Origin of the sequence: Synechococcus sp. H55.7 (assembly GCF_047462395.1) — a bacterium.
Classification (GTDB): Bacteria; Cyanobacteriota; Cyanobacteriia; order Thermostichales; family Thermostichaceae; genus Thermostichus.
Genome location: NZ_JANSJD010000033.1, coordinates 1 through 13785 on the forward strand (window position 1 = coordinate 1; position 13785 = coordinate 13785).

Here is a 13785-nt window from a genome sequence, read left to right on the forward strand (position 1 = left end):
ACCTGCAGGTCATCGGTAGCGTCCAAAACCACCCAGCCTTGCCCCACCGTCCGTTTCCACAACTCAAAGTGCAAGTGGGGCCCCGTCACCGCTCCCGTTGCCCCCACGTAGCCGATTACGGTGCCCTGCTTCACGACTTCTCCCACACCCACAGCAGATTCAGACATATGGCCATAGCGGGTGCGCTGGTTGCCGGCATGCTCCAGCACAACGGTGATCCCCAGACCGCCCAGGGATCCCGAAGTGACCACCTTGCCGCTCAAAGAGGCCAAGATCGGCGTTCCCAGGCTGGCCCCCAAATCCACCCCGGCATGGAACTCCGGCTCTCCGCGAATGGGGTGAATTCGCATGCCAAACCCAGAAGTAATCGGCACCGGATGGGGTAGGGGATAGAGCAGTCGTTCTTCACCTGCCGCCAGTTCTGGTAACTCCGGCGTTGGCGGTTCAGGCGCTTGGGTCTGGCTGGGATCCTCAATGCGAATCTCTTCACCTGGGGTGAGGATGATGCGGCGACCGGAGCTGCGTTCCATCAGCACCACCGGCACCCCACCTTCAGGTTGAGAAAAGGACGCCGTGCCGCTATTGCCAGGGGTGGCCAGGCCAAGGTTTTTTTTCGGCTCAATAACCATTTCCCGGCCCACCACCGTCTCTGGGTGGGTTCCCGCCTCAAGAGCTTCTCCCCGTAGAGGAATGGCCCCATCCAGCAGCAGGGCTGCCGCCCCAGGCGTGTCCAGAGCCGGCTCCACCACGGGCGGTGGGGGCAAAGGGTTGGGTTGTGTCTGAGCCAGCAGAGCCGTGGGATAGAGCCAAAGCAGACCCAGCCAAAAGCGCAGCCGTCGCCTTTGTGGGAAGAAAAGGCGCGCTGCCGCAACCAAAGGCTTCATCACCGCACTCAACACAGGCCACACAAGAAAAACCAGAAAGGCTACAGATCGCCGCCAACAGGAGCGTGATAGCTCAAGCGAACTTGGTCAGGTGCAAGCGTCAGGATGGATCCTTGCTCCCCTTGTGTTTGTACTCGCACCCGCCCATCCTCGGCAAGGCCCAAGACCGTGAGGCTGCTTTCCCCCTGGGCTCCTTGGACTTGCGACTGAACCATCCAGGCTTCGTACTCTGGGCGAACGGGGCCAAATCCCTCTTGCAACCAGACCTGGAATCCCTGCTCCATCCCCTGCAGAACCCAGCCGGCAATCTCGGTGCGGTCGAGGGACTGTCGGGATCCCAAGATGTGGGCTAAGGTGATCGCCCCGGCGGGCACGGGATTGTTGATATTCACACCCACGCCGGCCACCAGCCCCAGCAGTTGCCCGTCCCCCCCAAAGCGGCTTTGCACCAGGATCCCCCCCAGCTTGAGCAGAGAATCCGGGCCCACCACCACCAGATCGTTGGGCCATTTCAGCCGCAGCGGGATCCCCAGTTTTTGCCGCAGACTGCCCGCAATACCCCAGCCCAAGGTCAGGGTCAGTTCCAGCAGCGAGTGATGCAAGGGCGGGGATCCCAGCCAGACCGATAGATACAGCCCTCCCGGCTCAGAGTGCCATACCCGCCCATGTTGACCTTGCCCGGCCCGTTGGCGGGTGCTGACCAAAACCGTGCCCACCGGCAGCGGCTGTGGAAACCGGCGGCTCCAGTCCAGGAGCAGCCGATTGGTGGAATCGGTTACCGCCACCTGCAGGAGGTAATGGCCCCAATGGCCCACCTGGGATCCCAGCCGCGAGGGGGAAAGCATCTCCCTCAGCTCAGCACAATATCTTCCGCCGGACGCTGGGCCAGCCGCTTTAGGTTCTGATAGCGCAACATGTCCAGTAGATCATTGCCGGAGCGCCCCTCCAGACGGGCCTCCACGTGCAGCGCCTGCCCCAGAGCCTCCACCGCCTGCAGCCGTGGGATCCCGCGCAACACCAGACGATCCACCGCATAGGCATCGGCAGCCAACAGGCGGCGGTCGTTGGTTTGGTCGCGGCGCAACTGCCAGAGGGCCAAGCCACTCAAACCTCCCGAAACCGTTGCTCCCACCGGATCCTGCTGCACAGCCTCAAAGATCAAGCTCAACCCTCCCAGAGCTGCTATGGCCAGGTAAAAGTCGATCTGCCGCGAGGCTGCCCGGCTGTAGTAGCCCACCTTGTGCAGGAACAGCCCCGCTCGCTGCAGGGGGGTAAATTGCCGCCACTCGTAGGGCTTGATAAACAGCCGCATTTGCCGTTCCCAGGGCATTTGCCGACGGCCCTTGATCACCACTGTCTGCCGTTCCGAGGCCGGCAAGATCTTGACGCTCTCTCGCATACTGGCAGGCAGCAGATCCAGCAGGCGCTCGATCTCAGCCTGCTCCAGAACGTAGTTTTCGTAGCCGTAGTATTCCGAGTCCATGCCGGGCCTGCTCCTCAGCTTAATCCCATCGCCTGACGCATCTCTCGCACCGCCCGATCCAGTCCTACCAGCACCGCTCGGCTGATAATGCTGTGGCCGATGTTCAGCTCCTCCATACCCGGGATCCGCGCCACCGGGCCGACATTCCAGTAGGTGAGACCATGTCCCGCATTCACCCGCAGGCCCAGTTGAAGGGCCTGTTGGCAGCCTTTTTCCAGATGCTCAAGTTCCACCTGCCGCCGAGCTGCGGAGGCAGCTTCGGCATAGCGCCCCGTGTGCAGCTCCACCCAGCGGGCCCCCACCTGGGCGGCAGCGGCAATTTGCACTGGATCCGGGTCGATAAACAAGCTGACCGGAATGCCGGATCCCTGCAGTTGGCCGACCACATCGCTAAGACGCGCCACCTGCCCTGCCACATCCAGGCCCCCCTCGGTGGTGATCTCCTCCCGCCGTTCGGGAACCAAAGTGACGTAGTCGGGCTTGATCTCCAGAGCAATGGCCACCATCTCATCGGTGGCGGCCATCTCCAGGTTGAGGTGGGTGCGCACCGTTTGCCGCAACAGCCGCACATCCCGATCTTGAATGTGACGGCGATCCTCGCGCAAGTGCACTGTGATCCCATCTGCCCCCGCCAACTCGGCGATCACTGCCGCTGCCACCGGATCCGGCTCTACGGTGCGGCGAGCCTGGCGAAGGGTGGCAATGTGGTCGATGTTAACTCCAAGACTTAACAAGGCCTGACTGCTGTGGGTGTAAAGGATTCTAGAATGCTCCTAGTATTACATTATGCAATTTGCGCCGGTCAGACGAGCCTGGATGCTGTGGGGCTCAGGCGGCGGGGAGGCAGCCTTTACTCTATGATCAAAATGCTCGAAAGCGATGTCTCGCCTGTGCGGGATCCACTCCAGGCTTGCCATGACTGATCCAAATGCCTCTCTGGCGGTGGGACAACACTCAATCATTGACCGGGCGCGGGTGCCGGCCTTGATTGCCCAATACCTGCCGGTGGAGATCTGCATTTACTACCAGGTTGTGCCCGTGGCCCTGGATACCGACAGCCTCATTTTGGGCATGGTGGATCCCCAGGATTTGGCAGCGCTGGACTACGTGAGCAAGATGCTGGCCTATTCCCAGATCTCCGTTGAGCCGATCCCGCTCACCGCTCAGCAGCAGCAGGATCTCATTGCCTACTACTTCAGCCATCCCCCCGACCCGGCAGAGGTGGAGCGGCTGCGCCTCCAGGCCCAAGCCAGCCGGGTGACGCGGGAGGTTCCCGCTCCTGTGGCGGGGCCACCCACGCAGTTGACGCCAACCCAGCCCCCCTCCGCTCGGCCAACTGCTCCGCCTGTCCCCGCCGACGAATCGGAAGAGACGGTGCAGCAGTTGCTCAACTCGATGCTGCGACGGGCTTTGGATGAGAAAGCCGAGCAGATTTTTGTGGAACCTCAAGAGGGGGCTTCTTGTCGGGTGCGCTACCGTCAGCAGGGGATTTTGCGGGATCTGTTCAAAGATCTTTCGGAGTCCATACGGGCGAAGTTGCTCGCCTCCATGAAGCGGATGATGGCACTGGATCCAGAGCTGCTCGGAGAGCCGCAGCAGGCAGAGGTGGAACGGGTATACCGGGGGGAGCCACTGGTTTTGCAGTTGCGCATTATCCCGCAGCGCTCCAAAAGTGGCCAGACTGCCCTCGCCAGAGAAGGAGCCATCTTGAGTATTTTGCGAGGGGAAGCCCTCCAGAAATATCAACAAGGTCAGAATAACCTCCGCGTCTCCGAGACCTTAGCCTTGGCCCAACAGACCCATCAACTGCTACAACAACTGCAAAGTGCTCTCAGCAACACAATCGACAAACTCAAGCAGTACCCCAGTCCACCGCGGAGCGACTGGCCCCTGATGACAGAGGTGTTGGCAGCTATCCAGGCTCAAGCCCAGATGATCGCCATCCATCAGCAGGACTGGGAAAAACTCAATTCCGGCAGTTGAGCCCCCAGGCATTTCGAGGGCATCTTAGCTTTTGCCTTGCTTCTTGGCTTTATGGGCTCCCACTGCCTTTTGCCGGTGGCCCAAGTTTCTCATTCCCGTTGCAAACCCAAGCAGTTTTTTCCTAACGGGATCCCTCCCGCAACAGCACCAAAATCACACCGGCAATAATGCTGATGGTGGCCCCGGCAATGAGACTGGTGGCCAGACGTTCCAGCCGTTCTCCGATGCTCTGAGCGGTGTCGAACTTAAAAGTCAGTTTTTCCAGGTCACCTGATAGTTTCTCGACATCGCCCGATAGTTTCTCGACATCGCCCGATAGTTTCTCGACGTCGCCCGATAGTTTCTCGACACGCTCCGAGAGCTTTCCGGTATCTCCTGCGAGCCGATCGATCCGCTGCAAAATTTCCCCTTGTTGTTGGCTGAGGTGGGCTATTGCTTGGCTGTTGGTCTCGACCAAGCGCTCAAGCCGATCTAGGCGTTCTTCTGTTGAAATCGTCATGGGGTTTGCAAGTTACAGGCTACGTGTCTCTCGATCGTAAGCTACTGGCGGCCATTCGTCTTTTCGATGCTGGCTCCTGCTGGGTGCGATAATCTTGAGATCGTGCAGTCTTGTCCGTTAGCTCCCATGCCGTCCAAAGATCCAACGTCTCTGCCCAAGCCCCAGTCGGCACCTGCCAGCTCGGGATCCCGCACCTGGTGGCAGGCGCAGCGGGAAAACCTGCTGACGGTTGTGCTGGCGCTGCTGTTGGCTTTCGGCATTCGCACCTTTGTGGCGGAGGCGCGTTGGATCCCCTCCGATTCCATGCTGCCCACCCTGGAAGAAGGGGATCGGCTGGTGGTGGAAAAGGTCAGCTACCGCTTTGGCCCGCCCAGACGCGGCGACATCATTGTTTTCTACCCGCCTGCCAAGCTGAACTTCAACGGCGCCTACATCAAGCGGGTGATCGGCCTACCTGGGGATCGCATTCGTATCGCCGATGGTGAGGTCATCATCAACGGGATCCCACTGCAGGAGGACTATATTTATGCTCCTCCCAACTATTCTTGTCCTGGAGAGCGCTGCCCTGGAGTTCCCAACCAGGGATCCGAATTTGTAGTTCCTCCTCACTCCTATTTTGTGATGGGGGACAATCGCAATGACAGCCAGGACTCCCATGTGTGGGGTTTTTTGCCGGAAGAAAACATCATCGGCAACACCATTTTTCGCTTTTGGCCCCCGAATCGCCTACACGTTTTCACCCCGCCAGAATATCCCGAGCTGCGTTCGGAAACTCAAGTGTTGGGCGACACCGCCCGCTAGGGAGGTCGCTTGACTCTGCCTGGGCTGCTCAGTGCAGCCGCTCCAGCACATAGTCCACCATTTGAAACAGAGCCCGGCGGGCTACAGAATCCGGGAGCACTTCCAGCGCCTCGGCGGCCTGACGGGCATAGTCTCGCGCCAACTGACGAGAGCGTGGGATCCCTTCGCTTTGATACACCCACTCTAGGGCCTGCTTCAGGTCTTGCGGGTTGGACAGTTCCCTGAGAATGAGCTCCCGCATCTGGGGAAATTCCTCTAAGGCGAATAAAACGGGTGCGGTGAGGTTGCCCTGGATGAGGTCGGATCCCACCGGCTTGCCGAGCATCTCTGCCGAAGCGGTGAAGTCCAGCAGATCGTCAACGATCTGAAAGGCAATGCCCAGATCCCGCCCAAAATCGAATAGCCGATCCGCCACCTCCTCGCTCACCCCACTCAGCAGACCGGCAGCCTTGGAACTGCCGGACATCAGGGAGGCCGTTTTGTAGAAGCTCTTGGCCAGGTAGTCCTCCATCGACACATCCGGGTTGAAGCGGGTAAGGCTCTGACGCACCTCTCCTTCTGGCAGATCCATGATCACCTTGGAAAGGAGCTTCACCACTTCCAGATTGTCCAGACTGGCCAAATACCAGGCAGCCTGACCGAAGAGGTAATCCCCCGCCAGCACGGCTATCCGATTGTCGAAGAGGGTGTTTACCGTGTCGATTCCTCGTCGCACGTCGGCAGCATCGATGACATCATCGTGTACCAAGCTGGCCGTGTGGATCATCTCGGTAATCTCTGCCAAGCGCCAGTGGCGGGGTGTGATCTCCCCATCGGGAGTGGTGGCACGGGCAATGAGGAGCACAATGGCTGGCCGGATCCCTTTCCCACCTGCCGAAAACAGATGCTCGGCAGCCATAGCCAGAATGGGGTGCTTGGCGCTAACCAACCGCGTCAGGTTCTGGCGTAAACGCTCCAGATCCGCTTCTACAGGGCCAAAGGGGGAGAGCACAGAGGTCATGGAGCCAGCGTATGAGAGGTTTTACAAAATTTCATATCTTTTCTTATTGTAGAGTACCCTATCGTTCCCAGGGAAAACCAAGCAGTATTATGCAAGCAGTCTTCTGCCCTTTTTATGTCCGATCCTGTCCTTCCACTTGGCGCTCGCTCCGTTCCACCGCTCCCTTCAGAACCCGATTGGGAGGAGGAGTGGGAGTTGGCGCTGGAAAAGCCGCCCCTGTCTGGGCGGGCCCAGCCTCACCATCATGATCCTCAGTCACGGCGCAAGTTGATCAACCGCTTGGCGCGCATCGAGGGGCACGTTCACGGGATCCGCTCCATGATCGAGCAGGATCAGCCTTGTCCGGATGTGCTGCTGCAAATTGCCGCTGTCAAGGGGGCGCTGGATCGGGTGGCACGGCTGATTCTGGACGATCACATCCGCCATTGCATCCGCCACGCCATCGAGACCGGTAATATCGAAGTGGAGCTGGAAGAGCTGCAACGGGCCCTGGATCGCTTTATCGGCTAGGTTGCGATGGCCAGATGTCTGGGCTGAACCTGAAAGGCTCCCTGGCTTGGTTGGGGGAAACACCAAGCCGGGGTGTTGATGCGGTTGCCAAGGCCGGCTGTTCTGGCTGATGCTATCTAATGCTATTCGGTAGCTGGATCTCCCTGAGAAGGCTGGGCGTAGCGCTCTAGCAAGCCCCTGTTCTTCAGTTGCCATTGCAGGCCCATGAAGGCACAGTTCAGGAACTCGTCGATCTCCTCCCGGCTGAACTGCATGGCCTTGCCGATCTCAAAAATGAGCGCCTCTTCCTTTTCTGTCAGCTCGTTGTTGACCACCGCCATTGTTGTCAGATCCCGCAGGATCAAGGCCCCGGCTGCGTTGTGCAGAGGCGGGATCCCGCTGAGGTCTAGGGTTGCGTCTGTTTTCTCGGCCAGATAGGTTTGGGCCACCTGTTCTTCAATGCCCATCCCTTCGGCAATTTGCAGGAAAAAGTTGGTTTCCTCTTCGTCCAACTGGCCGTCCACTCGGGCCACCGCGATCAGGGCTTTGAGGTAGAGCTGGCGCTGCTCATCTGTCAAGTCGGCGTAGTTGACCATGGGGGGTGTTGCTGAGTGTGGGTTTCCTCTTCAACTTTGCCATGAAGAGCGCCGCCCGGCGTCGGTTTGGCTCTTTTTCAGCCAAGGAAAAAATCGACTAAAATAGAGAGCCTGTGTCTGCCCAGATTTCCGGTAGGGGATCGGGGTGGCGGGCACGGGTTTGATTTTGGTTTTTCTCTAACCACCCTTCACAGCTTGCGGAGCAACCCTAAGGAGCAGATACCCCATGGTCAAATTGCGGCTCAAGCGCTACGGAAAAAAACGGCAACCCAGCTATCGCATCATCGCCATCGAAAGTAAAAGCCGTCGCGAGGCCCGTCCGCTGGAGGAATTGGGCTACTACAACCCGCGCACCAAAGAGACGGTTTTGGAGACGGCGGGCCTGCTCAAATGGTTGCGTTGTGGCGCTCAGCCCACGGAGACCGTGGAGGGTCTTCTCAAAAAGGCCGGCATCTACGAGATGCTGAAAGCAGGAGAAGGCGGAGTGGTTGCCTCGATTCGCATCCCGGCCATCGCCAAGCCTGAAGCTGGGATCCCTGAGCCAACAGAAGAACCTGCTACGGAAGCTCCTGAACCCGATGCAGAGCCGGCTGTGGCAGAGGCTGGATCCCTGCCAGAATCGAGCCACCAAGAATCTGCAATTGAAGAGCCACGGGTCGAAGAAGCAGCCAAAGCCTAGGATAAGGACTTCGTCCCGCTGACGCCATCGGTTAACCTTTTGGCTATAGGCTCGGCTTGAACCCGTTTTTCCTTGCCAGGCGCCCATGCCAGACTACAAAGCCCTTGTCCATCTTTTGATCGAGCCGTTGCTCAGCTCATCTGGGCTGCAGATGGACGTGGAAACCACCTGTGGCGGGCGCAAGGTATGGCTGCGGCTGGCCTTTGACCCCAAGGATCGCGGGCGGGTATTCGGGCGCGGCGGGCGCACTCTGCAGGCGATTCGGCAGGTGATGATGGCGGCAGCCCAGTTGGCGGGCCAGTCTTTGTACATCGACATCTACGGCGAGGCAGGAGAGCGGGAATGAGCCAGATCCTCACCTTTTTGGGTAAGGGGGGCACAGGCCGGAGCACGTTGGCGGTGGCAGCAGCGCGGGCAGCAGCCCAACAGGGGCGGCGAGTGCTGTTGGTGGGCCATCAGGCGGGGCCGGCGCTGGAGATGCTCTTGGGCGGGATCCCACTTGCCGGGGAGCCGGTGACCATTGCTGCCAATTTGAGCGTGGTGCAGTTGCGCACAACTCAGCTTCTGGAACAACACTGGACGGCGGCCAAAGAGCTGGAAGCCCGATATGTGCGCACTCCCTTTTTCCGGGAGATCTACGGCCAGGAGCTGGGGGTGTTGCCGGGCATGGATCAGGCCCTGGCTCTGGAAGCGCTGCGCCGTTACGATGACAGCGGCCAATACGACTGCATTCTCTACGATGGGCCGGGGGATCTGACCACCTTGCGGGCTTTTGGGATCCCGGAGGTGGCCAGTTGGTACTGGCGGCGGGCTTCCCAGGCTTTTTGGGGATCCGACTTGGCCAAGACCCTGCGCCCCTTTGCCGAGCCGCTGTTGCGGTCTGTCAGCACCGTGGAGTTCTCGTCTCTAGAGGATCTGTCGAATCGGCTGGGGGGGATGACCAACATTTTCGAGCAGGGGCGGCAGGCCATCGCCGATCCGCGCCGTGTGTTGGCCCACTTGGTGACCACCCCAGATCCGATGGCTGTCCAGACCGCCCGTTACCTCTGGGGCAGTGCCCAGATGGTGGGGCTGACGGTGGGCGGTCTCTGGGTCACCCCTCTGGCTCCGGGCGAGGTCTCGGCTGCCGATTTTTTCCCCTTGACCGTACGCACACTTCCCCTGCGTCAAGGATCCGATTGGTCAGCTTTGGAGGCAGCGGTGGGGGGCATATTCGCCGTGCCGGATGTGCCGCCGCCCGTGGCCATCGACGAGGGAGCGCGTACAGTCAAGCTGTTTATTCCCGGCTTCAGCAAGGCCCAGATCGAGCTGAGCCAGTCGGGCCCGGAGCTGACCATCACCGCCGGGGATCAGCGGCGCAATTTGTTCTTGCCTCCCAGCCTGGCGGGTCGGCAGGTGGCCGGGGCCAAGTTTCAAGAACCCTTCTTGGTCATCAGCTTCGGCTAGGCCATCACGCCAGCGGAGGAGAAGGCGATGTTGGCCAAACGGATCATTCCCTGTCTGGATGTGGCGGCGGGGCGGGTGGTCAAAGGGATCCAGTTTGTGCAGTTGCGCGATGCCGGGGATCCGGTGGAGCTGGCCCAGGCTTATGATCGGGCGGGGGCGGACGAGCTGGTCTTTCTGGACATCACCGCTACCCACGAGGAGCGGGAGATTTTGCTGGAGGTGGTGCAGCGCACGGCGGAGCAGGTGTTCATCCCCCTCACGGTGGGAGGTGGGATCCGCGATGTGGAAGGGATCCGGCAACTGTTGCGGGCCGGGGCCGACAAGGTAAGCCTCAACTCGGCGGCAGTCCGGGATCCGGATCTGGTCACCCAGGCCAGCCGTCAGTTTGGATCCCAGTGCATCGTGGTGGCTATCGACGCCCGCGCCAAACCAGGGGGATGGGAAGTGTACGTGCGCGGGGGGAGGGAGCCGACGGGGCTGGACGTGGTGGAGTGGGCCAAAACCGTGGCCGAGCGAGGGGCAGGGGAGATCTTGCTCACCAGCATGGACGCCGACGGCACCCAAGCGGGCTACGACCTGGAGCTGACCCGCCGCGTGGCCGAGGCGGTGGCGGTGCCGGTGATCGCCTCAGGGGGGGCGGGAGACTGTGCCCACATCCGCCAAGCTCTGCAGGAGGGGGGGGCAGAGGCAGCCCTGTTGGCTTCTCTGTTGCACTACGGCCAGTTGACGATTGCCCAGATCAAAGCCGATTTGGCCGCCCACGGCATTCCGGTGCGCTGCTAAATCTTGGGGGGTTGCCCATGCAGGATCTGGCCGATCTCTTGCCCCATGTCAGCCGCCTTGCAGAAGCAGCCGGGCAGGCCATTCTGGAGATCTATCGGCAAGAGCAGATCCAAGTCAGGGACAAGACCGACTTCTCCCCCCTCACTGAAGCAGATCTGGCCGCCCACCACCTGATCCTGCGGGGCCTGCAAGATCTAACTCCGGGGATCCCCGTGCTCTCGGAAGAATCCGGCGGGATCCCCTATTCGGAGCGGCAACAGTGGCGGCAGTTCTGGCTGGTGGATCCCCTAGATGGCACGCGCGAGTTTATCGGGCGCAACGGCCAGTTCACGGTCAACATCGCCCTCGTCGAGGCGGGGATCCCCATCTTAGGCGTCGTCCATGCCCCGGCTCTCGGCCTTACCTACAGGGCAGCGCAAGGGCTGGGGGCCTACAAAGGCAAAGAGCCCATCCAGGCCCGCCCCCCCGCCCAGGCTCCTCTGCAGGTGGTGGCCAGCCGTTCCCACCGCAGCCCGGAGACGGAGCAATTCCTGGAGCGGCTGCGACGGCGCTACGGTTCTCTCGAAGTCAAGTCTGTGGGTAGCGCCCTCAAGTTTTGCCTGGTGGCCGAGGGATCCGCTCATCTCTACCCCCGCTTTGGCCCCACCCTGGAATGGGATACCGCCGCCGCCCACTGTATCGTCGAGCAGGCGGGGGGAAGTGTCACGAACTTGCAAGGGGATCCCTTGCGCTACAACAAACCGGAGCTGCACAACCCGCCCTTTGTAGCAGCTGCCGAAGGCGTTACCCAACTGTGGCAGGAGCTGGTTCCCTAGAAAGCCTACATGCCCATCTCGGTCGGGTTAAAGCCATCCGGGAACTTCGTGTACTCGTCGTAAAGGGCGCCACGGAAGTGGGTGTTGGTGATGATGGCTCCGCGCAGATCGGCGCCAATGCGCAGATCGGCCCGGTTCAGCTCTGCTTCGCTAAGGTCAGCCCTGAGCAACTTAGCCCGGTAGAGGTTGGCCCCCCGCAGATCCGCCTTCACCAACTTAGCTCCGATTAGGTTCACCCGTCGCAGCTTGGCTCCGCGCAGGTCGGCTCCGGAGAGATCCGCCCCTGCCAAATCCGCCTCGCGCAGATCCGCCCCACTCAAATCGGCATCCCGCAGAATGATGCCCCTCAAGTTCGCACCGCTCAACTGGGCTCCGCTCAAGTTGGAGCCAGAGAAATCCCGCTGGCCAGACGCATAAGCCTGCAACAGTTGCTTGGCATCTAAAAGAGGCTTGATACTCGCTGTTGTCATCGCTGTTGGTTCTCTCGCAAAAACGCAGGAAGGCTACCTTAACCCAAGCTCCCCCCCTGCCAGAAGCAGGCCGAGAGCTCTTCTGGGCTAGCTTACCACTCTGTGTCCCCCCGGTAAGGACACCCCAACCCACCTAAGCCAAGAGGAAACATGCCCCAGGAACTCAGGCAGACACGGCCTCCCGTTGTTCAAAGCTGGTCGATTTCGCGGCGCAGATTTTCCAACTCCGCATCTACCTCGCTTTCAGCCGAGGCAGCAGATTGGGCTTGCGGCAAAACTTTCCGCTCTCCGGCGGGCAATTGGCCCTGCATCGCCGCTTTCAGCATCATCAGCTCGTGATCGACATCCGACCCACCTGCTTCCAAAGCGGCAAACTGGTTCTCCAAGTTGTCCACCGCCAGCTCCGCCACCGCCGCCGACTGAGCTTCCAGGGAGTTCACCTTCTCCTCCATGCGCTCGAAAGCCGCGAAGGCACTGGTGGCGTCCACCCGTCCGATGACCTGGTTAATTTGTTGAGAAGCCTTGGCAGCGCGGGCCCGGGCGATGAGCATATCTTTCTTGGTCTTGGCCTCGGCGATTTTGCTCTCCAGCTTGGTCATGTTGGCCTTTAAGACCTCCACCTGCTTGGTCTGCTCATCCAACTGCCGCTTCAGGCTCTGGGCAGTTTCGGCAAAGGTTTTCTTGCGCACCAGCGCTTCGCGGGCCAGGGCTTCGTTGTTGTTGCGCAGGGCCAACTCGGCCCGTCTTTGCCACTCGTCAACGTTCTGCTGCGCTTGCTCATACTGCCGCTCGATCCGCTTCTGGGCAGCAATGGCCTGGGCAACCGCTTGCCGCATTTGGTAGTGATCCTCCGACATGTCCTGAATGGTTTGGTTCAGGATTTTCTCCGGATCTTCGGCGCTGCTGACCAGCGCGTTGATATTGGATCTGATGATTCGGCTGACCCGATCGAACAATCCCATCGGTTGTTTCCCCCTCTAGCAGTCTGACCTAATGCTACCCTTGCCGTTCCGGTGCCTTCCAGTGCTTCTACCCCAGTATAGGGATCCCTGGCTGAGATCCGAGGAAATGGGTCAGAGGGGATCCTGCCCCGGCCCTTATGTCTTAATCCCCGGATCTCGGTGGATTGCACCGGACTACCGGGGTAGTAAACTACCCGACTCCGACCGCTAAGCGGTACGGAGCGGGCTTTTGGTAGCCCTGCAGTTGGCAAGCCAACCACGGGCCTCTAGGCCGGTTTACAGCGACCCCCAAAAGGGCAATGACGTTGGCACCGTTAAAATCCGCATCCCCTTCCCAGCCACAGACCGGGTTCACACAACGAAAATGCTTCCCTTCCCGTTGCCCAAGCCACAAACACCGGTGGCAGGTCTGCGAGCTGTAGGCAGGCGGCACCACCACAACCTGGATCCCTGCTCTTGCTGCCTTGTAGTGCACAAACTGCCGCAACTGGTAGAACGCCCAACTGTTCAACCGCCGCCGCTCCGTCTTGCTGCGCGGCTGTTGGTTGACTCGCTCCCGGATCCCAGTCAAGTCTTCCAAGGCAATAAAGCTGCGGGTCGCCTGTGCCCTAGCAACAATGGACTTGGAGATGCAGTGGTTCACCCAAGTTTGAAAGCGCCTCTCCCGACCAGACAGCCGTTGCAGCAGCTCCCGGCATCGACGCCGAGTGCTGCGTGTGCCCTTACCGGCCTTGCGTTGCAGAGCCGCTCTCAAGCAGGAGTAGTGGTCTCTGACCCGGTTCAACTGCTGTCCATTCCAGTTGTCCCCCTCAGAGGTGTGGGCAATATCTCTCCTACCCAAATCCACGCCAATTGCCTTGACGGCGCTCTCCGGTTCCGGCGCCTCAGACTCCAC

At 60.4% G+C, this 13785-nt stretch carries 17 protein-coding genes and 1 pseudogene; 8 read left to right on the top strand and 10 right to left on the bottom strand.

All coding sequences use genetic code 11. The features are described from left to right. The 4 genes from NW851_RS12475 to NW851_RS12490 all read right to left on the bottom strand — a co-directional run. A partial coding sequence (locus tag NW851_RS12475) for a M23 family metallopeptidase (protein WP_414338934.1) occupies positions 1 to 884 on the bottom strand: 884 nt, incomplete at its 3' end. Between the two features lie 41 nt (positions 885 to 925). After that, positions 926 to 1729 (bottom strand): biotin--[acetyl-CoA-carboxylase] ligase, encoded by an 804-nt coding sequence (locus tag NW851_RS12480; RefSeq protein ID WP_414335989.1) that lies wholly within the window; start codon positions 1727 to 1729, stop codon positions 926 to 928. Positions 1730 to 1734: 5 nt separating this feature from the next. Continuing rightward, entirely contained in the window at positions 1735 to 2367 is a 633-nt protein-coding gene (locus tag NW851_RS12485; RefSeq protein ID WP_414335991.1) for a DUF3318 domain-containing protein, read from the bottom strand. Positions 2368 to 2381: 14 nt separating this feature from the next. After that, positions 2382 to 3101, bottom strand: a complete 720-nt coding sequence (locus NW851_RS12490; protein WP_414335993.1) for a pyridoxine 5'-phosphate synthase — start codon at positions 3099 to 3101, stop codon at positions 2382 to 2384. Positions 3102 to 3282: 181 nt separating this feature from the next. On the opposite strand from NW851_RS12490, the gene NW851_RS12495 reads away from it, so the two are divergent. Then, positions 3283 to 4350 (top strand): hypothetical protein, encoded by a 1068-nt coding sequence (locus NW851_RS12495; RefSeq protein WP_414335995.1) that lies wholly within the window; start codon positions 3283 to 3285, stop codon positions 4348 to 4350. 121 nt (positions 4351 to 4471) lie between these two features. Here the strand turns inward: NW851_RS12495 and NW851_RS12500 are convergent, their stop codons facing one another. Continuing rightward, on the bottom strand, positions 4472 to 4849 hold the full coding sequence (locus tag NW851_RS12500) for a hypothetical protein (RefSeq protein ID WP_414338938.1): 378 nt from the start codon (positions 4847 to 4849) through the stop codon (positions 4472 to 4474). A gap of 126 nt (positions 4850 to 4975) precedes the next feature. Between NW851_RS12500 and lepB the strand changes: the two genes are divergently transcribed. Next, a complete protein-coding gene (gene lepB, locus NW851_RS12505; protein ID WP_414336229.1) occupies positions 4976 to 5650 on the top strand; it encodes a signal peptidase I in 675 nt (224 codons plus the stop codon). Between the two features lie 28 nt (positions 5651 to 5678). On the opposite strand, the gene sds is transcribed toward lepB, so the two are convergent. After that, positions 5679 to 6650, bottom strand: coding sequence for a solanesyl diphosphate synthase (gene sds / locus NW851_RS12510; protein WP_414338940.1), 972 nt, complete (start codon positions 6648 to 6650; stop codon positions 5679 to 5681). Between the two features lie 114 nt (positions 6651 to 6764). Between sds and NW851_RS12515 the strand changes: the two genes are divergently transcribed. Next, positions 6765 to 7160, top strand: a complete 396-nt coding sequence (locus tag NW851_RS12515; RefSeq protein ID WP_414335804.1) for a metal-sensing transcriptional repressor — start codon at positions 6765 to 6767, stop codon at positions 7158 to 7160. 122 nt (positions 7161 to 7282) lie between these two features. Here the strand turns inward: NW851_RS12515 and NW851_RS12520 are convergent, their stop codons facing one another. After that, on the bottom strand, positions 7283 to 7735 hold the full coding sequence (locus NW851_RS12520) for a TerB family tellurite resistance protein (protein ID WP_414335802.1): 453 nt from the start codon (positions 7733 to 7735) through the stop codon (positions 7283 to 7285). Between the two features lie 226 nt (positions 7736 to 7961). Between NW851_RS12520 and rpsP the strand changes: the two are divergent. From rpsP to cysQ, 5 genes and pseudogenes are all read left to right on the top strand, one after another. Beyond that, positions 7962 to 8207 (top strand): annotated as a pseudogene (gene rpsP, locus NW851_RS12525) (30S ribosomal protein S16); the annotation flags it as partial. A 292-nt stretch (positions 8208 to 8499) separates the two neighbouring features. Continuing rightward, positions 8500 to 8760, top strand: coding sequence for a KH domain-containing protein (locus NW851_RS12530; protein WP_414335800.1), 261 nt, complete (start codon positions 8500 to 8502; stop codon positions 8758 to 8760). After that, positions 8757 to 9860 carry an ArsA family ATPase gene (locus tag NW851_RS12535; RefSeq protein ID WP_414335798.1) on the top strand — a complete coding sequence of 368 codons (1104 nt, stop codon included), beginning with the start codon at positions 8757 to 8759 and terminating at the stop codon, positions 9858 to 9860. Before NW851_RS12530 ends, NW851_RS12535 begins: the two co-directional genes overlap by 4 nt. 27 nt (positions 9861 to 9887) lie before the next feature. Further along, the gene (gene hisF, locus NW851_RS12540) at positions 9888 to 10643 is read left to right on the top strand and encodes an imidazole glycerol phosphate synthase subunit HisF (protein WP_414335796.1); all 756 of its coding nucleotides are present in this window, start codon (positions 9888 to 9890) and stop codon (positions 10641 to 10643) included. A 17-nt stretch (positions 10644 to 10660) separates the two neighbouring features. Continuing rightward, on the top strand, positions 10661 to 11458 hold the full coding sequence (gene cysQ, locus NW851_RS12545) for a 3'(2'),5'-bisphosphate nucleotidase CysQ (protein WP_414338943.1): 798 nt from the start codon (positions 10661 to 10663) through the stop codon (positions 11456 to 11458). Positions 11459 to 11463: 5 nt separating this feature from the next. Here the strand turns inward: cysQ and NW851_RS12550 are convergent, their stop codons facing one another. From NW851_RS12550 to NW851_RS12560, 3 genes are all read right to left on the bottom strand, one after another. Continuing rightward, a complete protein-coding gene (locus NW851_RS12550; protein WP_414335792.1) occupies positions 11464 to 11928 on the bottom strand; it encodes a pentapeptide repeat-containing protein in 465 nt (154 codons plus the stop codon). Positions 11929 to 12116: 188 nt separating this feature from the next. Continuing rightward, the gene (locus NW851_RS12555; RefSeq protein WP_414335790.1) at positions 12117 to 12890 is read right to left on the bottom strand and encodes a PspA/IM30 family protein; all 774 of its coding nucleotides are present in this window, start codon (positions 12888 to 12890) and stop codon (positions 12117 to 12119) included. A gap of 190 nt (positions 12891 to 13080) precedes the next feature. After that, positions 13081 to 13785, bottom strand: a 705-nt coding sequence (locus NW851_RS12560; RefSeq protein ID WP_414338946.1) for an RNA-guided endonuclease InsQ/TnpB family protein, incomplete at its 5' end; no start/stop codon positions are given.